Origin of the sequence: Porphyrobacter sp. YT40 (genome assembly GCF_006542605.1) — a bacterium.
Taxonomy (GTDB): Bacteria; Pseudomonadota; Alphaproteobacteria; order Sphingomonadales; family Sphingomonadaceae; genus Erythrobacter.
The window spans coordinates 3,215,468-3,242,074 of sequence record NZ_CP041222.1; the positions used below are offsets into that span (position 1 = coordinate 3,215,468).

At 59.5% G+C, this 26,607-nt stretch carries 26 protein-coding genes, 1 tRNA gene and 1 pseudogene; 10 read left to right on the top strand and 18 right to left on the bottom strand.

Annotated elements, in window-relative coordinates:
• Positions 1-18 precede the first annotated feature (18 nt).
• Together serA and E2E27_RS15200 are read right to left on the bottom strand one after the other, a co-directional pair.
• Complete coding sequence (gene serA, locus E2E27_RS15195) at positions 19-1,605, bottom strand: phosphoglycerate dehydrogenase (protein WP_141460539.1); 1,587 nt, start codon at positions 1,603-1,605, stop codon at positions 19-21.
• 110 nt (positions 1,606-1,715) lie between these two features.
• On the bottom strand, positions 1,716-2,894 hold the full coding sequence (locus tag E2E27_RS15200) for a phosphoserine transaminase (RefSeq protein ID WP_141460541.1): 1,179 nt from the start codon (positions 2,892-2,894) through the stop codon (positions 1,716-1,718).
• A 191-nt stretch (positions 2,895-3,085) separates the two neighbouring features.
• Here E2E27_RS15200 and E2E27_RS15205 point away from each other — a divergent pair, with 191 nt between their 5' ends.
• Positions 3,086-4,267: a glycosyltransferase family 4 protein gene (locus tag E2E27_RS15205; protein WP_141460543.1), complete on the top strand. Its 1,182-nt coding sequence runs from the start codon at positions 3,086-3,088 to the stop codon at positions 4,265-4,267.
• A 6-nt stretch (positions 4,268-4,273) separates the two neighbouring features.
• On the opposite strand, the gene E2E27_RS15210 is transcribed toward E2E27_RS15205, so the two are convergent.
• Positions 4,274-4,711: a hypothetical protein gene (locus E2E27_RS15210; protein ID WP_141460544.1), complete on the bottom strand. Its 438-nt coding sequence runs from the start codon at positions 4,709-4,711 to the stop codon at positions 4,274-4,276.
• Between the two features lie 80 nt (positions 4,712-4,791).
• Positions 4,792-5,436, bottom strand: a complete 645-nt coding sequence (locus E2E27_RS15215) for a PadR family transcriptional regulator (protein ID WP_141460547.1) — start codon at positions 5,434-5,436, stop codon at positions 4,792-4,794.
• Positions 5,437-5,550: 114 nt separating this feature from the next.
• Between E2E27_RS15215 and E2E27_RS15220 the strand changes: the two genes are divergently transcribed.
• From E2E27_RS15220 to E2E27_RS15235, 4 genes are all read left to right on the top strand, one after another.
• A complete protein-coding gene (locus E2E27_RS15220) occupies positions 5,551-6,870 on the top strand; it encodes a replication-associated recombination protein A (protein ID WP_141460549.1) in 1,320 nt (439 codons plus the stop codon).
• A 78-nt stretch (positions 6,871-6,948) separates the two neighbouring features.
• The gene (locus E2E27_RS15225; protein ID WP_181443468.1) at positions 6,949-7,833 is read left to right on the top strand and encodes a hypothetical protein; all 885 of its coding nucleotides are present in this window, start codon (positions 6,949-6,951) and stop codon (positions 7,831-7,833) included.
• Positions 7,834-7,958: 125 nt separating this feature from the next.
• On the top strand, positions 7,959-9,458 hold the full coding sequence (locus E2E27_RS15230) for a porin (protein ID WP_141460553.1): 1,500 nt from the start codon (positions 7,959-7,961) through the stop codon (positions 9,456-9,458).
• A gap of 78 nt (positions 9,459-9,536) precedes the next feature.
• Positions 9,537-9,612 (top strand) — tRNA-Thr (locus E2E27_RS15235).
• On the opposite strand, the gene E2E27_RS19255 is transcribed toward E2E27_RS15235, so the two are convergent.
• Positions 9,575-10,222, bottom strand: coding sequence for a recombinase zinc ribbon domain-containing protein (locus E2E27_RS19255; protein WP_353653638.1), 648 nt, complete (start codon positions 10,220-10,222; stop codon positions 9,575-9,577). The two genes, E2E27_RS15235 and E2E27_RS19255, sit on opposite strands and share 38 nt — an antisense overlap.
• 3 nt (positions 10,223-10,225) lie before the next feature.
• Here E2E27_RS19255 and E2E27_RS19080 point away from each other — a divergent pair, with 3 nt between their 5' ends.
• Both E2E27_RS19080 and E2E27_RS19085 read left to right on the top strand, forming a co-directional pair.
• Positions 10,226-10,414, top strand: coding sequence for a hypothetical protein (locus E2E27_RS19080; protein WP_141460557.1), 189 nt, complete (start codon positions 10,226-10,228; stop codon positions 10,412-10,414).
• Between the two features lie 201 nt (positions 10,415-10,615).
• Complete coding sequence (locus E2E27_RS19085) at positions 10,616-10,768, top strand: hypothetical protein (protein WP_234036081.1); 153 nt, start codon at positions 10,616-10,618, stop codon at positions 10,766-10,768.
• Here the strand turns inward: E2E27_RS19085 and E2E27_RS19260 are convergent.
• Positions 10,721-11,125 (bottom strand): annotated as a pseudogene (locus tag E2E27_RS19260) (recombinase family protein); the annotation flags it as partial. The gene E2E27_RS19085 and the pseudogene E2E27_RS19260 sit on opposite strands and share 48 nt — an antisense overlap.
• Before the next feature lie 13 nt (positions 11,126-11,138).
• Positions 11,139-11,420, bottom strand: a complete 282-nt coding sequence (locus E2E27_RS15255) for a hypothetical protein (protein ID WP_141460559.1) — start codon at positions 11,418-11,420, stop codon at positions 11,139-11,141.
• A gap of 294 nt (positions 11,421-11,714) precedes the next feature.
• Here E2E27_RS15255 and E2E27_RS15260 point away from each other — a divergent pair, with 294 nt between their 5' ends.
• On the top strand, positions 11,715-12,824 hold the full coding sequence (locus tag E2E27_RS15260) for a hypothetical protein (protein ID WP_141460561.1): 1,110 nt from the start codon (positions 11,715-11,717) through the stop codon (positions 12,822-12,824).
• On the opposite strand, the gene E2E27_RS15265 is transcribed toward E2E27_RS15260, so the two are convergent.
• The 3 genes from E2E27_RS15265 to E2E27_RS15270 all read right to left on the bottom strand — a co-directional run bounded on the left by E2E27_RS15265 (position 12,803) and on the right by E2E27_RS15270 (position 15,667).
• On the bottom strand, positions 12,803-14,332 hold the full coding sequence (locus E2E27_RS15265) for a type IV secretory system conjugative DNA transfer family protein (RefSeq protein WP_181443469.1): 1,530 nt from the start codon (positions 14,330-14,332) through the stop codon (positions 12,803-12,805). The genes E2E27_RS15260 and E2E27_RS15265 overlap by 22 nt on opposite strands.
• 4 nt (positions 14,333-14,336) lie before the next feature.
• A complete protein-coding gene (locus E2E27_RS18810) occupies positions 14,337-15,107 on the bottom strand; it encodes a hypothetical protein (RefSeq protein WP_181443470.1) in 771 nt (256 codons plus the stop codon).
• Positions 15,108-15,187: 80 nt separating this feature from the next.
• On the bottom strand, positions 15,188-15,667 hold the full coding sequence (locus E2E27_RS15270) for a hypothetical protein (protein WP_141460565.1): 480 nt from the start codon (positions 15,665-15,667) through the stop codon (positions 15,188-15,190).
• A 115-nt stretch (positions 15,668-15,782) separates the two neighbouring features.
• On the opposite strand from E2E27_RS15270, the gene E2E27_RS15275 reads away from it, so the two are divergent.
• On the top strand, positions 15,783-16,391 hold the full coding sequence (locus tag E2E27_RS15275; RefSeq protein WP_141460567.1) for a hypothetical protein: 609 nt from the start codon (positions 15,783-15,785) through the stop codon (positions 16,389-16,391).
• Positions 16,392-16,649: 258 nt separating this feature from the next.
• Positions 16,650-17,039: a phosphoglycerate kinase gene (locus tag E2E27_RS15280; RefSeq protein WP_141460569.1), complete on the top strand. Its 390-nt coding sequence runs from the start codon at positions 16,650-16,652 to the stop codon at positions 17,037-17,039.
• A gap of 31 nt (positions 17,040-17,070) precedes the next feature.
• Here the strand turns inward: E2E27_RS15280 and E2E27_RS15285 are convergent, their stop codons facing one another.
• The 8 genes from E2E27_RS15285 to E2E27_RS15320 form a co-directional block, all read right to left on the bottom strand.
• Positions 17,071-17,478 carry a hypothetical protein gene (locus tag E2E27_RS15285; RefSeq protein WP_141460571.1) on the bottom strand — a complete coding sequence of 136 codons (408 nt, stop codon included), beginning with the start codon at positions 17,476-17,478 and terminating at the stop codon, positions 17,071-17,073.
• Between the two features lie 122 nt (positions 17,479-17,600).
• Positions 17,601-18,740 (bottom strand): hypothetical protein, encoded by a 1,140-nt coding sequence (locus tag E2E27_RS15290; protein WP_141460573.1) that lies wholly within the window; start codon positions 18,738-18,740, stop codon positions 17,601-17,603.
• A 93-nt stretch (positions 18,741-18,833) separates the two neighbouring features.
• Positions 18,834-19,073 carry a hypothetical protein gene (locus tag E2E27_RS15295; RefSeq protein WP_141460575.1) on the bottom strand — a complete coding sequence of 80 codons (240 nt, stop codon included), beginning with the start codon at positions 19,071-19,073 and terminating at the stop codon, positions 18,834-18,836.
• Positions 19,074-19,608: 535 nt separating this feature from the next.
• Complete coding sequence (locus E2E27_RS15300; protein ID WP_141460577.1) at positions 19,609-20,298, bottom strand: restriction endonuclease; 690 nt, start codon at positions 20,296-20,298, stop codon at positions 19,609-19,611.
• Entirely contained in the window at positions 20,291-21,265 is a 975-nt protein-coding gene (locus E2E27_RS15305; protein WP_141460579.1) for a PD-(D/E)XK motif protein, read from the bottom strand. The genes E2E27_RS15300 and E2E27_RS15305 overlap by 8 nt, the downstream gene beginning before the upstream one ends.
• A gap of 3 nt (positions 21,266-21,268) precedes the next feature.
• Positions 21,269-23,461 (bottom strand): Z1 domain-containing protein, encoded by a 2,193-nt coding sequence (locus E2E27_RS15310; protein WP_141460581.1) that lies wholly within the window; start codon positions 23,459-23,461, stop codon positions 21,269-21,271.
• Positions 23,454-25,031, bottom strand: a complete 1,578-nt coding sequence (locus E2E27_RS15315) for an ATP-binding protein (protein ID WP_141460583.1) — start codon at positions 25,029-25,031, stop codon at positions 23,454-23,456. The genes E2E27_RS15310 and E2E27_RS15315 overlap by 8 nt, the downstream gene beginning before the upstream one ends.
• A complete protein-coding gene (locus tag E2E27_RS15320; RefSeq protein WP_141460585.1) occupies positions 25,028-26,341 on the bottom strand; it encodes a DNA cytosine methyltransferase in 1,314 nt (437 codons plus the stop codon). Before E2E27_RS15320 ends, E2E27_RS15315 begins: the two co-directional genes overlap by 4 nt.
• Positions 26,342-26,607: the final 266 nt, after the last annotated feature.

Genomic DNA, 26,607 nt, shown 5'->3' on the forward strand with positions numbered 1-26,607 from the left:
ACGCGGGTAGGTAGGAGATCAGAACGCCAGCGCCTTGACCAGCTTCACGCCTTCAAGCTTCTCGGCTTCGGCGACCACGGCTGCGGGCAGCGCCTCGTCGAGACTCAGCAACAGCACCGCTTCCCCGCCCGCTTCGCGGCGACCGAGGTTGAAGGTGCCGATGTTGATTCCATGGCTGCCCAGCAGCGTCCCGATGCGGCCGATGAAGCCCGGCTTGTCGTCGTTGACGATGTAGAGCATGTGCCCGGCCAGTTCCGCCTCGATCCCGATGCCGAAGATTTCCACGAGGCGGGGCGATTCCGTCCCGAACAGCGTGCCCGCGACCGAGCGCGGGCCTTGCGCGGTTTCCACCGTCACGCGCACCAGCGTGTTGAACGCGCCGTCGCGGTCGTGGCGGATCTCGCTCACGTCGAGCCCGCGCTCCTTGGCGAGGAACGGCGCGTTGACCATGTTCACCGTGTCCGAATAGCGGCGCATGAAGCCCGACAGCACGGCGGCGGTGATCGGCTTGCCGTTCAATTCAGCCGCAGCGCCCTCACGCTCGATGCTGATGTGGGTGAGGTTGCCATGCGCCAGCTGGCCCACGAGGCTGCCGAGCTTCTCGGCAAGCGCCATGTAGGGCTTGAGCTTGGGGGCTTCCTCGGCGCTCAGCGAGGGAACGTTGAGCGCGTTGGTGACACCGCCGTTGACGAGATAGTCGGCCATCTGCTCGGCCACCTGCAGCGCAACATTGACCTGCGCTTCGGTGGTCGAGGCGCCGAGGTGCGGAGTGCAGATGAAATTCTTGGTGCCGAACAGCGGGTGATCGGCAGCCGGCGGCTCGGTCTCGAACACGTCGAGCGCCGCGCCTGCAACCTGACCGCTTTCAAGGCAGTCCTTCAGCGCGGCTTCGTCGATCAGTCCGCCGCGCGCGCAGTTGATGATGCGGATGCCCTTCTTGGCGTTCTCAAGCCGCTCGCGGCTGAGGATGTTGCGGGTCTCGTCCGTCAGCGGGGTGTGCAGCGTGACGAAATCGGCACGCGACAGGAGCGTGTCGAGATCGACCTTTTCGACGCCCATCTCGACCGCGCGTTCCTCGGTCAGGAAGGGATCATAGGCGATGACCTTCATGCGCAGGCCCAGCGCGCGGCTGGCGACGATCGAGCCGATATTGCCCGCGCCAATCAGGCCCAGCGTCTTGCCAGTGACTTCGACGCCCATGAACCCGCTCTTGGGCCATTGGCCTGCCTGCGTCTGCGCGTTCGCCTCGGGCAATTGCCGGGCGAGCGCGAACATCAGCGCGATGGCGTGTTCGGCGGTGGTGATCGAGTTGCCGAAGGGGGTGTTCATCACCACCACGCCCTTCGACGAGGCGTAGGGGATATCGACGTTATCGACCCCGATCCCCGCGCGACCGATCACCTTGAGGTTGGTCGCCGCATCGAGGATCGCCTTGGTCACCTTGGTCGAGGAGCGGATGGCGAGGCCATCATACTCGGCGATGCGGGCGATCAGCTGCTCGGGCGTTTCGCCGGTGATGACATCGACGTCGCAGCCGCGCTCTTCGAAAATGCGCGCGGCGTTGGGGTCCATCTTGTCGGAAATAAGAACTTTGGGACGGGTCATGGGGAATTCCTTGGCGGGTGCGAGTCCCCGCGCAGGCGGGGACCTCAGGCAGACATGAAATCAATGGGAGGCATGAGGCCCCCGCCTTCGCGGGGGCTCACGAACAGCAATCAGCCGTTCTTGACCTTCTCGTAGGCCCATTCGATCCACGGCAGCAGGCGCTTGACGTCCTCCTGCTCGACGGTCGAACCGCACCAGATGCGTAAAGATGGCGGCGCATCGCGGTAGCCGTTGAAATCGAAGCCGACATTGCGTTCTTCGAGCAGCTTGACGATCTTCTTGGGCACGGCGGCCTTGTCGTCCGCCGAGAGGCTGTCGTACCAGTCGCCCTGAAACACCATGCACACGCCGGTGTTGGTCTGCTGCGCCGGATCGGACGCCATGTTCCGCAGCCACGGGGTGGCCTCGATCCAGTCCTTGACGATCTGCGCATTGGCATCGGCCCGCGCGATCAGCGCCTTGCGGCCGCCGATCGACTTGGCCCATTCCAGCGCGGCGATGTAATCCTCGGTCGCCAGCATCGAAGGCGTGTTGATCGTCTCGCCCGCGAAAATGCCGGCGTTGATCTTGTCGCCCTTCTTCATCCGGAACAGCTTGGGCATCGGCCAGGGCGGATCGTAGCTTTCGATCCGGGCGACGGCCTTGGGGCTCAAGATCAGCATCCCGTGCTGCGCTTCGCTGCCCATCACCTTCTGCCAGGAATAGGTCGTCGCATCGAGCTTCGACCAATCCATCTCCATCGCAAAGATCGCGCTGGTGGCGTCGTTGATGGTGATCCCCTCGCGGCCCGGCTCGAGCCAGTCGGTGTTCGGGATTTTCGCGCCCGAGGTGGTGCCGTTCCAGGTGAAGACGACATCATTGCGCTGTGGGATGGTGGTGAGATCGGGGATCTCGCCGTAATCGGCTGTCAGCACCTGCAGGTTGGGCAGCTTGAGCTGCTTCACCGCGTCCTGAATCCAGATATTGCCGAAGCTCTCCCACGCCGCGACCGTCACCGGGCGCGCGGGATCGAGCATCGCCCACATGGCCGCCTCGATCGCGCCGGTGTCCGACGCGGGCATGATGCCAACAAGGTAATCGTCAGGGATGCCGAGCAGTTCGCGCGACAGGTCGATCGCGTACTTCAAGCGCGCCTTGCCCAGCGCCGAACGGTGCGAGCGGCCAAGCGATTCGGTTTTGAGCTTGTCCAGCGACCAGCCGGGGAATTTTGCCGTGGGACCCGAGGAAAAGAAGGGGCGCTCAGGCTTCAGCACAGGCTCATGCGCGAGCCCGCGGACGTAGTCAGTCATGTATTCTCTCCTTGCAGAGAGCTCGCGCGGCGTTGGGACCGCGTGGCCCGTCGGCGGCTTTAGAGGGGATGGGTGACGAGTCAATGAATATCGGCGCGCCGGGGAAGTTCCTTGCCGGCCGACGGCGAAGAGCGAGGCGCTGCAACCTCCCTCTCGCAATATCCGCAGACCTCGCCTAACAGGGCGGCTCCATGGACGTATCCGATCTTCGCATTGCCCTGTTCAGCGGCAACTACAATTACACCCGCGACGGGGCCAATCAGGCGCTCAATCGCCTTGTCGGCTCGCTGCTCGGGCGCGGCGCGAAGGTGCGCGTCTATTCGCCCAAGGTCGCCAATCCCGATTTTCCCGCGACCGGCGATCTTGTCGGCCTGCCCAATATACCGATGCCGGTGAAGGGGCGCGGGGAATACCGGATGCCGACCCATCTGGGCGCTGCGGTGAAGCGCGATCTGGAAGGCTTCGCGCCCGATATCGTCCACCTCTCCTCCCCCGATCCCGCTGCGCACGCCGCGCTGCGCTGGGCGCGGGCGCACGATATGCCGGTGCTCGCCAGCGTCCACACCCGGTTCGAAACCTATCCGCGCTATTACAACATGGCCTTTCTCGAACCGCTGATCATCAAGGGGCTGAAGCGCTTCTACAATCGCTGCGATGCGCTGGTGGCGCCCTCGCAATCGATGATCGACGAGTTGCGGGCGATGGGGATGCACACCCGCATCGGGCTGTGGAGCCGAGGAGTCGACCGCACGATCTTCTCCTCCGCGCGGCGCGATCCCGAATGGCGGCGCAGCCTCGGGCTTACGGATGACGACGTCGCCATCGTCTTCCTCGGGCGGCTGGTGATGGAAAAGGGGCTCGACGTCTTTGCCGAAACCATCCGCCGGTTGCGCGAGCAGGGCGCAGGCCACAAGGTGCTGGTGATCGGCGATGGCCCGGCGCGCGGGTGGTTCGAGGCGAACCTGCCTGACGGCGCAATCTTTGCCGGGTTCAAGACCGGCGAGGGTCTCGGCCAAGCGCTCGCCAGCGGGGACGTGTTCTTCAACCCGAGCGTGACCGAGACCTTCGGCAATGTCACCCTGGAAGCGATGGCGAGCGGGCTTCCGGTGGTCGCCGCCGGGGCGACCGGCAGCGCCAGCCTCGTGGCGGACGGGGTAACGGGGCAGCTGGTCGCGCCCACGGGCAACCTCAAGACCGATGCCGCCGCCTTCGCCGCCGCCCTCGCCCCCTATTGCGCCGACCCGGCCCTGCGCGCCGCCCACGGCGCGGCAGGCGAGACGCGCGCCTGCGAATACAGCTGGGAAGCCATCAACGCGGTCGTCGCAGATACCTATGTCGATCTGGTCAGGGAACGGCGAGGTGGGCGCGCCTGATCGCGGTCAGCGCAGCACGCCTGCCTGCGCCATGCGGCGGGCATAGAACGACAAGCCCAGAGTCACCCCCCAGATCGCTACCTTCAGCGGCAGGGGCGTTTCCAGACCCGCGGGCACATCCAGCACCACGGTCTCCGCAATCGTCGTCCCGACCAGCCCGATAAGCGCCACCACCATCGCCGCGACCGCCCAGCGCGAGCGCAGCAGCAACAGCACCGAACCCGCAAAGGCGCCCCACACGCCCAGCGCCCAGAAAGCGGTGGACCAGGCGGGGAAGCTTTCCATGAAGGCGATCTGTTCGGGCGTCATGCCCATTTCGGCGAGCATCCCGAGCTGCGTGGTCATGTAGCTGAGGATACCCATCGCATTGAACAGCAGCGTCAGCACGCCGATTACCCAGAGATGCCAGGGCGCACTGGCCTGGGCGTTGCCATCGGTTGTCATGGGCGTTCCCCTCCCCCATTCCGGCGCGACCCGGACGAGGGAGAGAATATGCCTTTGCCGCGGCTAGGGCAACGGCGGCGTCACAGGCGCTCGATGCGCTTGGCCATTTCGTCGATCATGTCGACGATCTGGTTGATGGTCGCCTCGTCGAGCTTGCCCGCCCGCGCGCGGTTCTTGAGCACCGAGCCGAGGTTGCCCATCGCCCGGAACACGTCGTGCGAGCGGACGGTGGTGGTGCGCTCGCCGTGGCGACCGAGCCGGCGCATCAGGCCTTCGACCTCGTCCTTGCGGCTGTCGAGCTCGTCGCGGCCTTGACGAGTCGCGGCGAAGGGCTTTTTCGCACCTTCGGCCTCGGCTTCCTCGATCGCCCCTTCATCCTCGAGCAGTTGCAGCGTCGGATAGACCGCGCCCGGGCTCGGGGCATAGGCGCCGCCGGTCATTTCCTCGATCTGCTTGATGAGTTCATAGCCGTGGCTGGGCTGCTCGGCGATCAGCGCCAGCAGCGCGAGGCGCAATTCGCCCTGCGCAAACATCCGCCCGCGACGACCTCGGCGTCCGGGCCCGCGCTCCTCGCGTTCGCCCTCGGTCTCGTCGCTGTCGAACTGCCAGCGCGCCTTCATGCCGGGGCCGAAGTTCATGTTCCCGGCGTTCTGCATCGCCATCATCGCCATGGTCTCGGCGAATTTCTCCCAGCCGCCGCCGCGGCCATATCTGTTCCAGGTCATTGCGGGCTCCTTATGCGTTACGATAGCTCCAAGATATATCGCAGACCTATCGTTACAAGAGATGCGCCGCCCGGCGGTTCCCTTTTCCGCCGATGTGCCTATCTCCTCCGATGAATGACTGACCTGTTCGGACAAGACGCAACTCCGCCCCCCGTGGCAAATCCCGATGCCGACGCGCCGCTGGCCGATCGGCTGCGCCCCACCTCGCTCGCCGAGGTCGTGGGACAGGAGCATCTCACCGGCCCCGAAGGCGCGATCGGGCGAATGGTCGCGGCGGGACGCTTGTCGAGCATGATCCTGTGGGGGCCGCCGGGCACGGGCAAGACCTCGATCGCCCGCTTGCTCGCCGATGCGGTGGGGATGCGCTACGCCGCGATCAGCGCGGTTTTTTCGGGCGTCGCCGACCTCAAGCAGGCTTTCGCCGAGGCCGAGAAAATGGCGAAGGCGGGTCGCAAGACCCTGCTGTTCGTGGACGAAATCCACCGCTTCAACCGCGCGCAGCAGGACGGCTTCTTGCCCTATGTCGAGCGCGGCGTGGTGACGCTGGTGGGCGCGACCACCGAGAACCCGAGCTTCGCGCTCAACGCCGCGCTGCTGAGTCGCGCGCAGGTGCTGGTGCTGAACCGGCTGGACGAGGATGCGCTGGCCGCGCTGCTCGAAAAAGCGGAAGGCCTCGAAGGCCCCCTCCCCCTCACCCCCGAAGCGCGCACAGCACTGATCGCGCAGGCCGATGGCGACGGGCGATTTCTGCTCGGGCAGGCCGAGACACTCTATGCTGCAGGGCTGACCGACCCGCTCGATCCGGCAGCGCTCGGCAACCTTCTGCAACGCCGCGTGGCGGTCTACGACAAAGATCGCGACGGGCACTACAACCTCATCTCGGCGCTCCACAAGGCTGTGCGCGGCAGCGATCCGCAGGCGGCGCTCTACTGGCTCGCGCGGATGCTGACCGCAGGCGAGGAGCCGCTGTTTCTCGCGCGTCGGCTGGTGCGCATGGCGGTGGAGGATATCGGCATGGCCGACCCGCAGGCGCTCCCACAATGCATGGCGGCGATGGAGGCCTACCGCTTCCTCGGCTCGCCCGAAGGCGAGCTGGCGCTGGTGCAGGCCTGCCTCTACCTCGCCACGGCACCCAAATCGAACGCGGTCTACATGGCGCAAAAGGCGGCGTGGAAATCAGCCAAGGCGACCGGCAGTCTCGCCCCGCCCGCCAATATCCTCAACGCGCCGACCAAGCTGATGAAGGACATCGGCTATGGCGCGGGCTACACCTACGACCACAGCACCGCCGAGGGCTTTTCGGGCGACAATTACTGGCCCGAAGGCATGGCGGCGGAGGAATTCTACACCCCCGTCGAACGCGGGTTCGAGCGCGAGGTGAAGAAGCGGCTGGATTACTGGGACAAACTGCGAGGGGAGAAATCAAATGGGTGAGACCCCGCGCAGGCGGGGACCTCGGGCAAAATGGCGCTTCCTCGAAAAAGGCCCCCGCCTGCGCGGGGGCGCACATCCTTGACCCGCTTCACCCGTTTTCTCGCGGTCGACTGGTCGGGTGCGAAGGGTGCGCGGCAAAAGGGCATCGCGCTGGCGCTCGCACGGGCCGAGGGAGGGCCCCCGGTGCTGCTTGCCCCGCCTGATCCCAAAGGTTGGGCGCGCAGCGAGGTGCTGGTGCTGCTGCAATCCCTGAGCGAACCGACGCTGGTCGGTCTCGACCTCGGCATCAGTCTGCCCTTCGCGGATGCCGGAGCCTTCTTCCCCGATTGGGAGGCCTCGCCCGCCGATGCGCGCGCGCTGTGGGCGCTGATCGATGGGCTGTGCGCTGAGGATCCCCATCTCGAAGCGGGCGGCTTCCTCGCCCACCAACAGGCCTCGCGCTATTTCCGCCACGGCAAAGGGGCCGAGGGCGACCGGTTTCTCCTCCCCGGCGCCGCCACCCGCGAAGGCCGCTTCCGCATCGCCGAACACGCGCAGCGCGCGGCGGGCGTGCGGCCGGTGAGCAATTTCAACCTCGTCGGCGCAGCGCAGGTCGGCAAATCGAGCCTGACGGGGATGCGGATGCTCCACCGGCTGGAGCGCAAGGTGCCGGTCTGGCCGGTCGATCCGTTGCCCGGTGAAGGCTCGGTCATCACCGAAATCTACACCGCGATGGCCGCAAGGCTGGGCGGCGTGACGGGAACGGCGACCAAGATCCGCACCTATGAAGCGCTAAGCGACGCGCTGAGCCAGCTCGATTCGCCCCCGGTCACAGGCCACGGCGCGATCGACGATCACTCCTCCGACGCGCTGCTCACCGCCGCCTGGCTGCGCCGCGTCCACGCCACCCGCGAACTGTGGCACCCGCCCGCGCTGACCCCCGCCATCGCCCGCACCGAGGGCTGGACCTTCGGCGCGCTCTAGCCAAGGCTTGCCACATCACGGCAAAATTTCGGTCACATTTGTCACGCAAGTGACATCAAACCGACATAGTGCCCGCGCCGAAAGCGCCCTTGTCGGGGCCTGTCGAACCGCAAAGGCTGCTGTCCATGTCTCTCCTTTCGCTGCGATGCTCGTCCGGCGCGATCGCGCTCGCCCTGCTTGCCAATCTTGGTAGCGGTGCCGCCGCGCAAAGCCTCCCGGATGCGCCCGCCCGCGCACAGGAAGAGGGCGATTCGGCGCAGACCATCGCCGATCTGCAACGCCAGATCGACGAGCTGAAGGCGATGGTGATGGCGCTGCAATCGGCCCAACAGGCCCAGCCTGTCGCCCCCGCGGCATCGCCTGCCTCGCCTGCGTCCATCACCGGTTCAACGCCTGCCCCGGCGCTGGCTGCGGCCCCCGTCCCCGCCCCGGCAGGCGATCCGCGTCTCGCCAGCGCGGCCGCGCCCGCGCCCAAGTCCAAGGCATGGTATGAAAAGCTGCGGCTGCGTGGCTATACCCAGCTGCGCTTCAACCAGATCGTCTCGGGCGATGCCAGCGCACCCGCCGGGATCTCCCGCCTGCGCACGATCCACGACAGCGGCGTGAACGCCAACAGCAACTTCACCTTCCGCCGCTTGCGTATGGTGTTGCAGGGCGATCTCAACGATCACGTCTCGCTCTACTTCCAGCCCGATTTCGCCGCCGCGGTCTCCAACCAGTCGGTCGGCGAGCGGCGCGAGGGCACGGTCAGCCTGCGCGACATGTATGCCGATGTCTTCCCCACCGGCGACAAGTCCTTCCGCATCCGCCTCGGCCAGTCGAAGGTGCCCTATGGCTGGGAGAACATGCAGTCCTCCTCCAACCGCCTCGCGCTCGACCGGACCGACGGGATCAACACCGCCGCGCCGGGCGAACGCGATCTCGGGATCGTCGCCTATTACACCCCGCCCCGCGTGCAGGCGATCTGGGACCGGCTGGCGAAAGACGGGCAGAAGCTTTTCGGCAATTACGGTGCCTTCGGCTTCGGCGCCTTCAACGGTCAGGGCATCAACCGCACCGAGGCCGACGACAACGTAATGCTGGTCGGCCTTGCGACCTGGCCGTTCGAACTGGACGGGCTGGGGCTGGACGGTCAGGTGCTTGAGATCGGCGGATCGGTGATGCGCAACACAATCCGCCCCGAAATCCGCACCGGCGGGGTCAGCCCGGTCGGCTTCAAGGACGAGCGCGTCAACATCCACGCGATCCTCTACCCCCAGCCCTTCGGCGTGCAGGCAGAATGGAACTGGGGCACCGGCCCGGAATTCATCCCCGCCACCGGCCAGATCGAGGAACGCCCGCTCGACGGCGGCTATGTGCAGGTGATGGGCAAGATCGACCGCTCGCCGATCGGCCCCTTCTATCCCTTCGCGCGCTGGCAATATTACCGCGGCGGGTACAAGGCCGCCGTCAACGCGCCGCGGCTGGAGACCGAGGAGCTGGAATTGGGCTTCGAATTCCAGATCGACCCCTCGCTCGAGATCACCACGACCTATGGCTTCGCCAAACGCAAGGAAGCCGACGAACGCCGCCTTGGACAGGCCGAAGGCCAGATCCTGCGCGTGCAGGCCCAGTGGAACTACTGAGGCGCGGGGTGTCGTCCGCGTCGGCTCTCGCCTCTTGAGGGCACGCCCGAATGCGGTTAGGGGCGAGCCTTGCGGTGCGCCGGCTTAGCTCAGATGGTAGAGCACCTGATTTGTAATCAGGGGGCCGCGGGTTCGATCCCTGCAGCCGGCACCATTTCCTTTTCGGGGCCAGAAATCGCCCTTAACGCCTTGAACGGCAAGGAAATTTCAGGGGTTTGAAAGCCCTCAAAACGGTCGAACACGATCTTCCCACCAAACACCAGTTTGAGCATAGCGCGGCGGTCTTCCAACCGACCACTTTCCCAAAGATTCCAAGGGTTTGCCAGAAATTTGAGAGCGGTTTGAAAAGTTGACTGATAGTCGCGAGCAGGCGTGCCGCATTTTGCGATCTTTTCGGCCAGAATCAGCTTTTGACGTTCGAGTTCATCGACCTTCTGCTCATAGGCCCGCACAATCGCTCCGCTATCGGCTTCGACAAGCCGATCCACGACCTGAGCGAGCTTGCGCTCAATCTGCCCGATCTCGACGCGCATCTGAGTGATACGCTCGCGGCCAGCATTGGCGCGCTTTTTCCAGAAGTCCTGGAATATCTCATTTGCGAGTCGAAAGAGGGACGGTGCAGGCGTGAGAGCCTTCACCATATCGTGCAGCGCATCTTCGATCCGAGCACGAGGAATGGACTTCTTCTCGCCAGAGCAGCCACGCTGGCGGCACATATAGTAAGGATAGAGGGAGTTCCGTCCCTTTGACCATGCAGCGGTCATTGGGTGACCGCAATCAGCGCAGCAGACCACGCCCCGCAATGGAAAGTCCTCATTGAGGTCTTTGCGGGTGATCGCATAGCCCTTGGTCTTGAGGCGCTTCTGGATCAGCTCGAAAGTTTCGAGGCTGATAAGCCCCTCATGCTGACCCTTGCGCAGGCTGACATTCCACTCGGGGAATTCCAGATACCCTGAGAACAGCGTTTGCGTGAGGAGCTGATTGACGCGCTCGTTCAGCACAACGCCATGCCGACACTTCGGAAATTCAGGCTGCGCCTCAAAGAAGCGCTTCACCTCAGCCTGTGACGCGAAGCGTCCGCTAGCAAAGCCTTCCAAGCCTTCTTTGATGATCGAGGCCAAAGGCTCATCAGGCACCATCAGCTTGCCGCCACCGGATTGGCGCTGGAAGCGATAGCCCCACGGGGCTTTGAAAACCCAATAGCCATTCAACATGCGTCCGCGCATGCGGTTCTTGGTTTGCTCGCCATTCTTCTGCCGCTGGTGCTGAGACACGCTCGCCAGCAGGTTTTCGACGAGGACACTGTCTGAATCCTCGCCAAACTCGATTGACGGGGATTCCAGCGTCGCACCCGCAGAAGCGATTGCGCCGCGCAGTTGCAGGTGAGCTTCGAGGCCACGCGCAAGGCGGCTGATATCGTCGATAATGACGACCAGCTCTTTCTTCCTGTTGCTGCGCAGGAATTTGAGCATGGCCTGCATGCCAGGGCGGCCAATGACCGAGCCCGACATATCGTCGCTGAATGTCTGAATGATCTCATAGCCGCGATACTGTGCGAATTCGCGGCAGCGGCTCTCTTGGGATTCGAGCCCGTTTCCATGTGTGACCTGCCTTGCCGAGCTTACTCGGCAATAGATCACGGCTTTCTTGTTTGTCTGTGCGGTCATGGCGCTTGCCCTCTCAGGGTTCTCTTATGTTGCTCGCGCCCTCGTAACCGAGGTCAACTCTTTGATTTTCAGAAATATCGCGAAGCTTACCACACTCCGCAGAGCTTGGAAAAGCGCCATTTTCCCTCGCTGACAGGATAATCTGCTCGGACGTCTCGCCGAAGGCAGCATCGACGAAATGCGCCATGATCTGCGCGACAATGCCGATCAGTTCATCCTTCTCGGCATCAGGCAGATCAATGTCGGCCACACATTGCCGATAGCGTTCAAATTCTTCAGGCGTAAGAAGCGACACCCGCGTTCCCTTTCCCGTCTCAAGACGGTGAATTCCAACTCTAGACGCGGGTTTCAGTTACTCTGAATACTTGCTCCTTCTGGGGGGAACCTGTCCCGCCACACGTCACCAAATCGCGATCTTCGCGATCATAACTTCATTTTACCATGTGAAGTTTGAATTATGCAAACTTATGAAAAATATGGATATTAGCGCAAACTCATATAGGACAAGGGATAGCGGAGATTTGATCTCGGCTGGAAACTTGACCAAATCCTGAAAATCATCGGCTCAGAGTGCGGATCAAAGCAAGCAATGGCAAAGAAGCCCGAACCAGAAGGCAAAAAGGAATGGAAGCCAGCGCGGATTGTCCATCTTCTCGGCGGGCTGCGCGCCGTTGATGGCCGAGCTGAATCCGTCCTTATTCAGATCGCGCCGAACAAGCAGCTATTGCGCTTTGCGACCCCCAAGTACGAGCAGCTTTACGCCACGCTCGGAGGCCTCAGCCAGAATGCAATCGGGGTTGAGTTCCCCCATCCCTTGACATGGGAGGGACGCATGGCGGCGGATTGGGAGTGCTTCTTCCCCACGCTCGGCTTCAGAGTCATGGACGAACGGCGCGCCTGGTCAAATATCAGGCATTCCGCATCACGGTCAGGAGAGGCGCAGGTTTATGACGCAGCATCCCGCTGCGTCACTTACCTCGATCTGCTCGACATCCGGCTGATGGAACTGAGCAGCGCTTACAATCGTGTTCTCAGAGCGGGCGTCGCCGACGATACCAAGCCTGGCCACCTCTTCAGCAATTCCTACATGCGCGAAATCGACGCAGCAATTCATGCCTTCGTCGCCGATGCCGGCTCATTCCGAGATTTGATCGCAGAGATCGTCTGGCAATTTGCTATCAGGGGTGATGGAGAGGTGACGCGCTTCAGCTCCTTCCTCAAAAAGGCAAAGGGAACTTCCTCGCCAGTTGGCGCCGAGCTTCTCGAGGCAGGGGAAGGCGAAGGCTGGTTGAGTATCCTGACCGATCTTCGGAACAACATTGTGCATGTGGCTCCCGTAGGTCGTTCCGCAGGTTTTCATTTTTGCGAGGTGCGTGAAGTGCCGTGCGGAAGGGTAAACGTCGTCCCGACGCTGCACTATCCGCTGCTCTCGGCCAATGGCAAAATTTGGGGCGGAGCCGCCAAAGACATGGTGTTCACATCCGAGAACGAGCCCGCGATCAAGGCTGCTCTTGCTGAGTACAAGGAGTATCTCGCAGGCAGCCTCGACGGCCTCACCTACGCATGGCAAACCATCCAGCGCTTTGCGGAGCTATTGACACGTATCAGGACGGAAACAGAGCTGCATGGGGAAACTCCGACGATCACTGACAAAGACATTATCGGAGAAGTGAAGGTTCACCCACCTTCGAAACCCTGATGCAGCTTCCGCGTGTCGCCGATCTGCCATTTCCACGGCTCGACCTCATAGAACGGCAAGCGGTTACAAACCGCCAGTTGTGGGAGCCCTGCAATCTTGATGATCTGCCGTCCCGCGCCGATTCCGCGAATATCTTCGGCCTGAAGGACAGGCCTGCGGCTCTCGCCGCGATTGGTGCCAGCGGTCTCAACCGCGCCGCCACCGATATTCTGACCTCTTGTGACGATAGTGCGATTGCCCGACCAGCGTTCAACATCGCGCATCATCGAAGGGTCTTCGATTCCCGTCATGTTAAGGATCGAGGCCTGATCCTCGATTTCTTTGACAGCATCCTGCGACCAGCGCCCTTCCATCGAGAAGCGGCCTTGCGCGAAGAACCAGAGCTGAATGCCCTTACCCCGATAAAGCCGCAGCGCCTTCATAATGGCAGGCGCAGGCGGAAGTTGAGGGAATTCATCGAGAAGGAATGTCGTGCGGACAGGCCCGCGCTCGCAAGCAATCGCCTCGATTGCATAGTTCACGATGAGGCTTACCCAAGGCGCGGCGACACCAAGCTTGTCGGAAGGGGTGATAAGATAAACCGTGCAAGGCTCGTGCTTGAGCCTTCCGAAGTCGAAATCATGCGCGGACGTTGCACGGTCGAGCGTCTTACCGATCTCGAAGGCTGAGAGAGCCTCGATTGCGTCTGACCGATAGGCCTCAAATTGCTTCGGCGCGTCGGCATAGGTTGCCCCCATCGCCGCCGCCTTCCTTTCAATCCCTTCGATCCCGCAGCTCGCCATGAGCTGAAATTCGCGTTCCAGCTCTGCATTCGAGGCATTCACAAACTTCCACAGCCCCCCGAGCGTGCAATTCGTGGTATCAAAGTGCGCTCCATATTCCGCACGCACCGACATAAGACGCACCGAGCCTTTACCGACCCAGCTATCACCCTCTTTGGGATTCACAGGGCGGATGGTCTGCGCAATCTCATCCGCCTGCGTGTCGATCTCCCCGCCATCGCGCACGATGTCGATGAGAACCTGAAGCGGATTGATGCGGGTATTGGGCAGGCCCAGCAGTCCGAACGGGTTGAGGTAGATGCAGGGTTGCCCAAGCTCCCCCTCGCGATGCTCGCGTGACGCAAAGCAGTTCTCGCCATCCTTCACGTCCACGACGATCAGGCTGCGATCACGAACATGGGCGAGATTGGGCAGGACCAGATCTCGCCCCTTGCCAGACCCCGTGCGGGCATAGGTCAGGAGATGACCTTCCCCGCCAAAGAAGAGCATCTTCCCATGAAGTGCTCCCAAGAAGAGGCCGCCAGCCTCTAGGAGGCCAGCGGCTTTCAGGTCTTCGAGATTGGCAAGCCGTCCGTCTCCGAGTTGCCCCGAAGGAGCGGCAATCGCCATAAGATGTTGCTGCCATGCGGCGCGCTGACGCGCTTCCTCTTCCCGCTCGGCGCGGTCGAGTTCGCGCGTCATGGAGAAAAGGCGCGGCAGGAACGCTGCCATCTGTTCCAGCCGCATTCCCTTACTCCTCGCCTTCGCTTTGCGCGTCGCGGCTGATTTCAGGCAGATCAGGGAACGTAATCGGCGGCATCGCCTCAATCGTTGCCCGCACTTCGGCAGGGGGCGGAAGCCCTGTGTCCCAGCCATCGACCGAAACCGTCACGCCGTTCTGCACCGCATCATCGAGTTCGTCCTGAAGCTCGCCGCCGATGTTGTCGGCATATTCGAGCGCGTCATCGCCGCTGCCAGGCTCAAGAACATTCGAGACACGACCCCAGAGTCGCGCGAAGTTTATGACGAGCTGATCGGTGCCTTGTTGCTGCCGCGCGATATCGGTGCGCTGGTTCACATAGTCTTGCTGGAGCTGCGCCGTCGTCTGCGCATAAATGCGCGAACGATCATAGGCCGCCTGATAGTTGTTGAGCATGGCTTGCGCAGCGGCGCGGTATTGCTCTTGCTGCTGCGCCACGCTGACCTTCACCTCTTCGGACCAGTTTTGATACGCTGCATGTGTCTCCAGATCATGTGCCTTGATCTCGGCAGTATAGCGTCCGCCATAAGAGCCAGTGACGGTCGAGGGGCGCAGTTCGGCAGGAGCAAACATTTCGGCTCCATAAAGAACGCCGCCGCAGAGGATGATGCCAAAGAACATGCCCGCTCCGGCCGAGACACGCTTCTTCTGGGGAGGCATGAGAACCTGGTATGGCTGACCCGCTACCATCTGAGGCGCGGCGACCATGCCGCTTTGCTGGGGTGCATCACCCCCGTAGTCCATTGCGTATTGATTGCTCATAAGAAAGCTCCTGTCTGACGGATTGTCGCCAGACAGGAGCCAGAATTTGCCGAGGCGCGTGGGGGAAACAGCGACCTTCGTCAGGCAGCGATCTTATCGTGCGGGCATTCCTCACACCGCTCGAAATAGCGCCATGCCCAATGCCCGCATTGGGGCATATTGAGGCACTGTTTGCGGCCAAAGCCCGCTGCAATCTCAGGATACGCTACCCAGAATGCCAAGGAGAGGAGGATCAGCCGAGGAGCCAATCGCGCCTGAGGTGTCTGCCGTGGCGGATTTTCGGCAAAGGCCACCAGATCAGACAGCCAGCGAAAGGAGCCGTCATCGTTGAAGGCGTCATCGATGGCGGTATCCGTGACCTCGAATGCTGAGCCGTCCTTTCGGACGAAGCTCACATCGCTGAATAGTTGGTCTGCCATCCAGAATGGCACATCTCGCCTCGACATCCTGCGACCATCAGGATGGCGCAGATCGGCCACGGCTTTTGCCAGTTCGTGATAATAGGAGATGGTGAGAACCTCGGAAGGCTCCGGCACCGCGATAGTCCTGAAGTCTTGCATGTCTGGTCACTCCAAAAAATGACCAGAACCGAATATTCACACGCCTTCCGTTGCTCGAACCATCTGCCTAAGAAGGGAGCAAAGAAGAGCGATTCCAAACGAGGTGCAAACGACTGTGCCGAAACAGAAAAACAGACGATATCGGAACGCAAAAATTTCCGAACACCGCCTCAAGCGGGTGGTGGAATGCTTCGCCGCAAATCTGACCGTGAAAGAGGCGGCACAGCGGACGAAATTATCCGAGCCCGCAATCGCCAGTATCTACATGCGCCTTCGTTTGAAGCTGAAAACGAACGGCATGTTCACGTTCGATATTGCCAAGGAAACCCATCGCCCAGGGCAGGCGATCTGGGGCAAGGTCAATCGCGGCGCACCCGAACAGCACAAGGAGCTTCACGAGATCGAGCTGATTAGCCGCATCGTGGCGGCCCACAAGTTCAGCTACGTGGAGAAACTATCGCCATCCGATCCACAGCAATGGGAACGGCTCACTAAGCTCTATCTCTCGGACAGGCGCTTGCAGCGCTACAACTTCATCGAAGTCTTGCCTGAAGGACTGACTGACAGGGATGGCGAGAACCAACGTCCATTCGATCCGATGGACGTTCACATGAACAGCACCGTCATCATCAACGAGAAGATGGCCGATCCAAATGCAGCCTTCTTCCGCTACCTCTGGCAGCTCCTTCTCAAGAGCCCGTTGGACGCTTCGGAAAAAGTCTGATCCGCTCGGTGGCATTCACTTTCGGCACTGAGGGCTTCGCCATCTGCGCCCTGAACTCTTTCGTCTCGCCGACAATCGGCGGCTGAATTCACGTCAACCCTTGCCCCCGTCCGCTTCGCTCAGGCGGGCAAGCCCCTGCCCGCACCACGACACTGACGTGCCCCGTGTTGGGGCGTTGCCCGCGCGAAGAACGGCGTGGGCCGCAGGTCTCCATCAGCCGCCCGAATGGTCGGGCGGTGCAACTGAAAGGAGACCATTATGGGACTTGATATGTATGCCCACTCAATACCGACCGACGAGAATATTCCGCCCGTCGATTTCGACATCAAAATCCTCGACGAACGCCCAGGCGATTGCCCGCGCATCCACTACTGGCGCAAGCATCCGAACCTGCATGGCTGGATGGAGGAACTCTATCTCGCCAAGGGCGGCAAGGATGCAGACTTCAACGTCAGCACCCTGCAACTCACGCCCGAGGATATCGACCAGCTCGAAAACGCCATCAAGGCAGGCAACCTGCCAGACACATCTGGTTTCTTTTTCGGCGCAACCGATGGGTCGGAGACCGAAGACGATCTCACCTTCGTCGCCAAAGCCCGCGAGGAATTCGCGAAAGGCAATGCCGTTGCATACTACGCATGGTGGTAGGCTTGTTGAGCGGGACGTTCAGGGGTCCCGCTTACATTTCGAGTTTGAGGATGCTTTGCGCGCTGCGCCATGCGGATGCGACCGTTTCTTTTTCTAGAAACCTGCCATTGTCCCACCAGGAACCTGTTCCATCGGGGAAAATTACCGCGGGCCCGCCAACCCGATGAATTCTTCCGTTCTCACACCAAATTTCGAAGCCATCAGCCGTGAGGATGGCTGGGCCTCCCACGCGGTGGAAGCTTCCCTCAATTAGCCACGCTTCCATTTCTCCTGGAAGGATGATCGCCGGACCATCTTCACAATGAAGCGTGTCTCCATCGACGTGGACGACCACATCAGTGTCTGATGCGAACTCTTCGGATTTGGTAAGATCGGCAGCAAAAAGCTGCTCAAGTCCAAGTAAGGTTAAAAGTCCTTTTGCTGAATCTGAAATCTTCAATAGGCACCTCCAAAATAAAAGTGCCAGATATTAACATAATAATTCAATAAAATGAATATTTATTTTAAGCCGATTGCGGGGCGACGTTGCCATCGCCCCGCATCACCCTTATTCGGCCCCGTTCAGGTTTTTCGAGGTCGCCCCACCCTTCGCGGTGCAGGTGCGACCTCTGAAGGCCTTGGAAGATTGCCACCGCCTCCTGTACCTTTTTGTGTGACCATCACGAACCCGAGCAGGATTCCGCCGAGCGGGATCAGTTCGATACAGGCCCCGACAGCAATCGCTGCGATTGTCGCTTCAGGGTAAAGAGCGAGATAGGCCATATTCGACACGACAGGCATGGTGGGGATCGCCTCCTCTTTCAGGGCTGCGATATCATCGATTCCTTCAGTCAGCTCTTCTGCCATGCCGTCGAAGTTATGCGTGATCGCGGCGGCAGCGGACGGCGGCAGACCCGCCGCCAGCCAGTCCTTCCGCATGGCATCCGCCACCGCCTGCACGGCTTCAACAGGAAGTGCGTCATTCACCTCGCGCGTCAGGCGCGTGAAGTTCTCGCCGTTCTTGCGCACGGCGACCATCTTCTCGTGCCGCTCCATGTCGCTGTCGATCACGCGCCGCGTGTCGATCAGCAGACGGTCAATCCTGAAGAACAGCCGCTCCAATTTTGAGCGGCTTGCAAAGATCGCGGCCCGCGCATTCGCGCAGCCTTCGCTGATATTGGTGAGCGCCGTTGCGACCTGGCCGATATTCCCGCCTTCGCCGCTATAGACGCCAGTGCCGATCTCTTGGACGCTCATGTTGCCCGCCGAACTCACGCAATCGTTCATCACCGACGACCGATTGATGAGCGAGGCCGCAGCACGCTGGCGCTCCTGTGTCGCTTCTGTTTGTGCGGTCAGAGTCGCTTCCATATGCGCGACCTCGCCCGAAGCGGAGGCAAGTACGGACGCAGAAGCAAGACCGAGCATTGCTGCCACCATCAAATAGGCGGCCACAAAAATGGCCATAACCTTGCCACGCTGCCTTTTGGGCAGGGTCGGAATGTAGGTCAGTGCGATGTAGGAGCCATAGGAAAGCCCTGCTGCAATCGCGATTGCGGACAGGATGGTCTCCAACCACGCCAGAAGGGTCATATCTCCAGTCGGAGCCACGAGGTCCGAAATCCAGACCCCCGTGAAAATGCCCGAAAGCCCGTGGAAGATGAAATGGATGATCAGCAGCCTCGCGATCATCCGATGCATTGCGTCATTCAGTCTCGGCATAGCGCCCTCCATTGTTATGGAAGGGGCTTGCCGATCATCTGCGTGGTGTTTGGGGGGAAGCGCTAAAAACCGATGAGAACGAAGGCGGCGACCTTAGTCGGACCCGCGCAGGGTTATCCCGCCATTCCGCTTCAGATCGAGGATGGCGAGCTTCGCCGCCTCAATCGCGCGGTTGGGGCCGAATGCTTCGCCGATGCCTACCGCGCCACGACCGCCTGTCTCCTTCAGCACCGCCCTCACATCTGCTAGATCGACGGCGATCAATTGCTGATCCATGATCTTGACCAAAGTGCCGACCAACTCAGTCATTCGGTCGAGCGCGGGGTCAGTCATGGTGGCGACTCCTTTTTGAATCGCCAGAAAGGTAACATAGAGCCATGAAGCGAGGCCATAGGATACGGCACGTTTCGGAATAGGGTCTCGGGGTGACCATTGAGATCACCTAGGCGACTTCTGAGCCTGTTTTCTGCGTTAGCACGTTCCGCAAGATGTGCGTTTGTATTACAAAATCCTCCGCCTTCGGCTCTGGTTTTGCCAAACGCTCATCTTGGCAAGGGGCACCCGCTGCGCGTTCCCCGTTGCATCCCCTCCGGCCAAATGGCGCTTCACGAACACCAATCCAGCCTGACGACGGGTCAGACAGGATCGGTGCGTTTCAGCACCATCGGGGAGACTTCGGCTCTCCCCGCCAGGCATACAAACGTATGCCTTTCCCCATCGACAAGAGGCGTGCCTGCCCCCTTTGAACCCAGCCGCCTCCAGCGCGGCGAAGGAGCATTTCATAGCTCCCCTCGACCCCATCGACCATTTCATGGAGACCAACCGTCCGCCGATTGGATACCGCCCTGCTTTTCCCACGCAGGGATGGCTACCGCATTGGATATCGATCTATCGGTATTTCACCGTCCTCGACCCTGACAATAAACATGCGCTCTTCGTCCGTGGCTTCAACGAACCACGATCTTTCGCATCCGCATTCGTGGACCACGTCATCCGGGACGACCTTCTTTTCGCCGCAGTCCCAGCACCAGAATGCAAAGCATCGGCACACATCGCATTTTCCCGTGAAAATTATGGCCCATCCTGACAGCGGAAGAGGGAATTGGCCGTCCCAAAAGACCATACCGCGCGGCCCCTTCTTCCTCTGGTCACAATTGGGACAGGGCTCCATCGCCGCATGATCGAAGTCATCCATTTCCTCGATAGGAAGAAGTCGAATATCGATCAATCGCTCTGCTCGTGCCTCCGCTGCCGGTGACCAGCCTGCCGTGCAAACGAGAACCCCTCTTGCAGCTCCGACATCGCGCATCAGCCCTTCGAAGGCTTCGACATCGGTGACGTCCAGCTTTCGCTTTCTCAGTTTAGCATCGTAGATGATCCTACGGGACAACCCTTCTTCCCAGCGAGCGTCCACCAAGACGTCGATCTGACGCTTAACGCCACTGATCGCCCCGCTCAGAGAGGCATTGGGTATCACCGTAACGTCCATGCCAGCGGCATCCACTTCGAAACACGCCGCTACGCGTTCATAGACCCGCCAAGCCGGAGCGTCATTCATTCGAGACCTGCCCCGCGAATTTACCTAGCCGAGCAGAAACTTGCCCGTCTTGCTGCCGCACATTGTCCAGGCATACGTCGAATTTTACGTTCGTGATTGGCAACTCTGCACCCACAAACGGAACTGGAATGTCGCTTGCGGCAAAATAGGCCACACCCTTATCGTACGAGAGAAGTTGCAGCTTCAATCCGCTCTTGTAGATGTCTTCTCCGCCTTTGAGCAAGCAAAGGGCGAGGAATGACCTCCTGAGTTCGGCGCCTGTAATCGCTTCGAGAATACGATCCATTAATTCGGAAACAGTTGATCCGCCAAATGCCTGAACCGCCTGAATGGATGCCACATAGATTTCGAGTTCTCCGTGTGACCTCAGTTGGTCGAGAGAAAATCTGTGAACCCGAGACGGTCTAAGCGTGGTCTTGGCTTCCAATGCGAAATCGTCGCACACAAAGTCATATTTGGCTGTCTTTTCGAGGCACCAGCAGCGCGCGGCAGACTCTGGTGAATCGGCCTGGCAGATAATCTGCAATTCGCCCCACAGCCCAACCAAGTCCTTTGCCGAGTGTTCGAGTTGGCTGAACAAATTTGCCAATTCAAGAATACGTTCACTGATTTCGCGATTGCTGCGCGCCGATGGTGCCTTGCCGCAAAAGGTTTCCTCAAGCAGGCGCAGGAAGACCCGCACGAGATCGGGATCGTTTTCCTCCAATCGGACTATTGTGTATGTTCCGCACGCGTGAGGACGACCATCGACGGCAATCTCGCATTCCCTCGAAAATCGAACGCCCACGAAACGTAATTCAATGTCGCTTCGCGTGTCTGCCGGCTGAGATGAAAAGAGGAGCGAGGGAAATGCCTGCTCATCTATCGCAAGCCACATGCCCGCCACCGCAGGCAATTCTTCACCGTAAAGACTCTGGCATCCTGACGGGAATTTATCGACGAGCGCTGTGTATGCCTCGAACAGCATCGACTACCGCTCGATCCAGACCCGCTCAATAAGTTCGTCGGGAAAATGAACCGCAAAAACCGGGACGTCGCGCAGCGTCCGCCTTCCGTCATTCGTCTGCAAATTATAGCGGTGGAGTTGAAACGTTACGTCACTTTGGGAAATTAAAGCCCTTGCGCCGGGATAATTCGTGCGTGCGTTCGAGCCCTGGAAGAGATTTTTGATCTTCGCGGGTTGCTCGTCGTTCAGCGAGCGGATCGCATCCACGCCCGACCAAGGACCTGAGAACGCATAGAAGCTGCATGTTGCGTTCGGCTCTTCGGCAACAAGCCGGTCAAGCATAAGCATCAGCGAGGTGTGCTCCATGTTGTCATCTGGCCATTTGTAACGGAGGCGTCCGAAATAAGGCAGGAAGTCGGCTAGGCGAATGGAATCGCTGAAAGCGGGAATGGCTTGCTTTGCATTCCAACCTGGCTCCCGATACTCTGGCATATCGAAATCCCGCAGGATCGCGTTTGCTGTTTCGCGGTTCTCCGCCAGAATCTCGCTGTCCTCATGCGGATGCGCGGGAGCTATCCAGCCACCTTTACCCTTGGATTGATACATCTCAAGAAGGACGACGGAGGAACGGGTAGGTTTCAGCTTCTGATCGAGGAAGTAGGTTCGCCGCCAGTCCTTGAGCGTCTTACCCTCTTCCAGATGCCGCCTGATCGATGCGCGTATCGATTCCTCATGCCTCACATAGTCGGTGAAGGCATCGATGTTCTCGCTAGTGAGATAGATACGGCACAAGCCTAGATAGCCACGTTTGTAGCCGAAAAAGCGTGCCCGCTGCTGGATGTTGTCGGCGTTTCCTACGCCCGTCGAACGCGGCATATAGCTAACGGTCAGGCCTTCGACCGTGAAGCCGCGGTCAAGACCGATCCCACCGATCAGAATCCAGCTATACTCGCCCTTCCAGTCGATGCTCGGAATGCGCGACTTTTCACGCGTATTGAGTTCCTGGATCGCCGTCGCTTCGACCGCCTCCAGCAGGCATTCGGCGATCTCGTCGAAGGTGTATCCGCACGAATATGTCTTCAAGAGACCTGAAGTGCTGTCCCGGAACTCTCGCATGAGTTCCTCGTGGCGAGGATGCGCAGCATCCTCCAGAATCACGCACCAATCCTCTTTGGTTTGTTTCACCCACCGCATGAACATGAGATGGTCGTTTTTAGGTACGGCCGGATGAATCATCATGGACCGGTTCTTGCCCTTGCGGTCCTGACCTTCGAGCAACCCAATGGCTACCCCAACGAAGAATTCCCGCATCGCTGCAAGCAGACTTTTCGGCGGCTTGACCGGCGGATTGAGTGGGTCGGGAACCTCTGAAGCAAGAATCGTCTCGATGTACGTTTTCTGCCCAACGGGGCTGAAAAAATCCTGTCCGCCGACATATTGCTCACCGGGAGTCAGCACCATGCCGAAGTCGGGCGAAAGCGTGTCGATGCGGCTTATGAGCAGCGGCGCCTGCGGCGTTGCTGTGTAAAGGACATAGCTGTGTTCGGGAAAGCGCTCCCGCAGTGCCAGAATGCGCGCATATGTCGTGCTCTGTTCGTTCTTCTTGGCTTTGGTGTTGATGCCCGCCTGATCGCCCTCGTCGTCAACGATCAGCGTCGGTACGTCCTTGAGGTCGAGCTTCGACAAAAGCTTCGCCAAATTGTCGATATGTTGATGCTGTTTCATGCAGATGATGAGGACCGTGCGCGCACGCGGGTTGCCGCGTTGCCATTTGGTCAGTTCGCTTTGGACGCGCTCAAGCTCGCTCGTCTGAAAGCCTTTCTGCTGAGTGGAAAACAGCTTCCACTGACGATTGGTGTCGATTTCGAGATCGCTTCGAATGCGATCGTACGATTGCTCGACGAGATTGTTGGTGGTCCCGGCCAATAGGATCACCAACTGAAATTTGTTGTCGCGCGCAAGTGCGGTGAGACCTGTGAAGGAAAGCGTCTTCCCACTTTGGACATAGCCGATGACAAGGCCGGTGTTGGTGTTTGCGCCTTCTGCCGGGTCAATGCAGTCGGAAAGGATCTTCGTGGTTTCCAGACGCAGCAGTTCTTTTTCGTCCTGCGAGAGGGCGTCGTTCGAATTGAGCAAGCTCGTGAAGGATTCACCTTGCACCGGGTTCCAGCCCTCTGTGGGGCTTTGGGACGCGATCTTGATTATGCCGCTAGTCATCGATCACCCGCTTAGAAAAGTGTGCCCTTAGAATTTCATTCGTGAAGCGTCGTACGGCTGAGGGATGATGGTCGCCCAATTCCGCTGCTGCCACTTCCGCAAGAGCCATGGCGGCAGCCACCTTCAATACGGCAGAAAAGCCCTCGGAATCGAGCGTTTGGAACTGCGCCATAAAGGGATGCAGCATCGCAACTCTGATGAGGATTTCGCGCGGCTCGGGATCGGTGATCGACGGGCGGTTCCTGATTGTCAGCCACTCGGCGTGATCGTCGGCGTAGGAGAGTTCGATTTTGACAATCCAGGGCTCGCTGCGAAATTGCAGACGCAGTTCCGCTTCCTCGCGATCCTCTTCGTTGATGTCCTGTGGTTCTATATCCTGATCGGAAACCGATGTCGGCTGCGTGTCGGCGACAGCACTCAATTCAAATCCAATATCGTTTGCGGCTTCGGTATTTTGACGAAATCCGTCCGCAGTGCTGCGCAATGCCTGAGCTGCATCCTTACGAGCCGCTTTCGCACCTGATCGGGTACGGTATTCCCGCGCTTGTTGAATAAGCGGGAGCGTTTCGTCCGAAAGGACCTTGCGAAGCTTACGCAAAAACTCGTCTTCACTCTCCTCCCACTTCACTCCATCCTTGGTATGACTTACATGAAAACCCTTGAGGTGAATCTCTCCGAAAATGCGCTGGTAGGGATAGGTGTTGGAGCGTCCGAAAATGTCTTCAGGGCGGTAGGTTTCGTCGGCGCTACCCATGATGAGTCTCTTGCGCCGAAAAAGAGCGAGACCGGCGAGCCGCGTGTTGGCCACTTCGCGGATAGCGACGAAACCTGAGGCCGATTTTCCCTCGCCCAGGTCTATATCGATCTCTTTTTTCCACTGGACCGCTGGGCCATCCGGGTCGCGGTAGTTCGCGGCGACGAGAATTGCGGGCTCTTCATAATCCAGCTTTACGCCATCGACATAGAGTTCCAGCGAACCATCGCGGATATAGCCCCTATAGATGCTCGCAAGATGTTCCTTGATCTTGGCAATCGTCTTGCCGTGCGGAAACTTGCGAATTTTCTCTAGCCGAATCTCGGTATAGTGCTTGTCTTCTGCCACATCGATTGAGACCACATTGAGTTCCTCAATGCTGTCCATCACGATCTTGTCGATGTTGAAAAATACGGTACGTTCTGAACGCTCTCCTAGGGCGCTTGATCGCACGCTCCAGTTGGGGGCGAACCAGCACGCCGCACTTTTCATCCCCATGCCAAATTCGGACAAACCCGAAGCGTCAGGGGGAATCTCTGCGGGCCGAAATGCTCGCTGATAATCGGCTGAAGCTATTCCGGCTGCGTTGTCTTTAATCGTGATCTTGCTTTCCGCTGAATCGAAATCGATATCAATTCGCAGGCGATAATCCTTACCTTCTACCGCTCGAAGTTCTTTTTTGCGGTCGATGCTGCTTTGGATGGCATTATCGACGAATTCGGCAAGCGCATACCAAGCCTTGTAATTGAGGTGCGGCAGCACCGAAAGAACGTTCACGCCAGGCCGAATATTTACAGAACTGACCTGCGTCATCATTCCGCCGCATCTAGTAGTATTTCGGTTTCCATTTCGTCTTGCCTGCCTACGAGCGCGTCAAAGATCGCCCTTACGACATCTACATTCACAGCATTTCCGAAGGCCTTGTAAGCGCCTCCTTTTGTGTCAGGCAGATATTGCAAGTTTCCCATGCTCTGTAGCCTGCTACATTCTCGCGGCGTCATGAAGCGCTTCTCCCAAGCTATGATCGGCACCTGACTTGTCGTCATGGCGATCAACGAGGGGGCGGTATCGGATTTTTTTACCCGAATGCCGCTCGCGCGGAATTGAACGACATGTTTCCAAATGTCTCGCTCGCCTCCCTTGCAGTTCCATTCGAGCTTTTGAAAGCTTGGCGCGAAACTCTTGATCTTGTCGAGCCAAGGATCGATCACATCCTGATGGTCTTTGTAAAACTGCCTATTTTTTTGGATGAAATCGATTTTCCAATCTGGAAACTCGTCCAGTTTAGTTTGCGCATAAGGCGGAAGTGCCTCACGGACCTGATCGGGTGACATCCCTTTCAATTCCCGCCCGAATGCGCCCTTATAACGCCCCATTCCGGAATAGCCCCGCTTATGTGGCGTATCTCCAGTTAGTGGGTAGTTCGCGCCGAATTCCATGGCCCAGATTGGGAATGAAGGCAGCTCGACATGAGACGGGAAGGCGTCGATGAATTCCTGCCATGTCCTCAGATAGCGAAGATGATTGTCGCTAAGACCCAATGCATCATTCGGGTGCTTGTCCAACACGCTCGCTATGCTGACCTCGGGCAGGCTGTCTGGCTTAGGCCATTTGAACCCGCCCAGCCCTGCAAGATCGCCGACAATGAATGCACGCTCGCGCTTTTGCGGAATGCCGAACATGTGAGGAGAGAGACGCTCGAAAGAAATATCGTAGCCAAGCGCTTTCAGCCTATCGCAGATAATCGCCCAGGTCGTCCCGCCTTTGTGACGGATCAGGTTCGGCACATTCTCGATGATGAAAAACCTAGGCTTCTTAAGCCGCAGAATTTCTACGACATAATCGAACAAGTTCCCCCATTGCGGACATTCCAGCCCTTTCTGGTCACCTGCCTTGGAAAATGGCTGACATGGGAAGCCCGCGCACAGAACGTCATGGTCGGCGATGGTATGCAGATCGACCTTTTTGATGTCGCCCTCAGGGCGAATATCGAAATTCTTTTCATAAAGACCGGCGAGGCTTGCATTGAGTTCGGACGCAAAGACACATTCAGCGCCGCGCGAAGCGAGCGCCTGATGAAATCCGCCCAGGCCAGCGAACAAATCGATAAACCGCAACTGTTCCATAATACTGCAATAAGAAAACCACAAAGATGAATATTTTTAAAGTCTTATCGCAGACTTTCCCCTAGAAGTTCGTCGCTTTCCTTCTCCGCATTCCTCAATGCCTCCCGCATTGCGACGCACTTTCGCGTGTGATCGCACCAAGCCTTGTATCGCTTGTTGCCGTAATTCCAAGCCCTCCGCCCGAGTTGCCCAACGCCCTCGCACGGACCTGCGAACACCATGCCGCCTTCGCCTCACTTACCAACCTACCTGCTCCGGCATTCTAG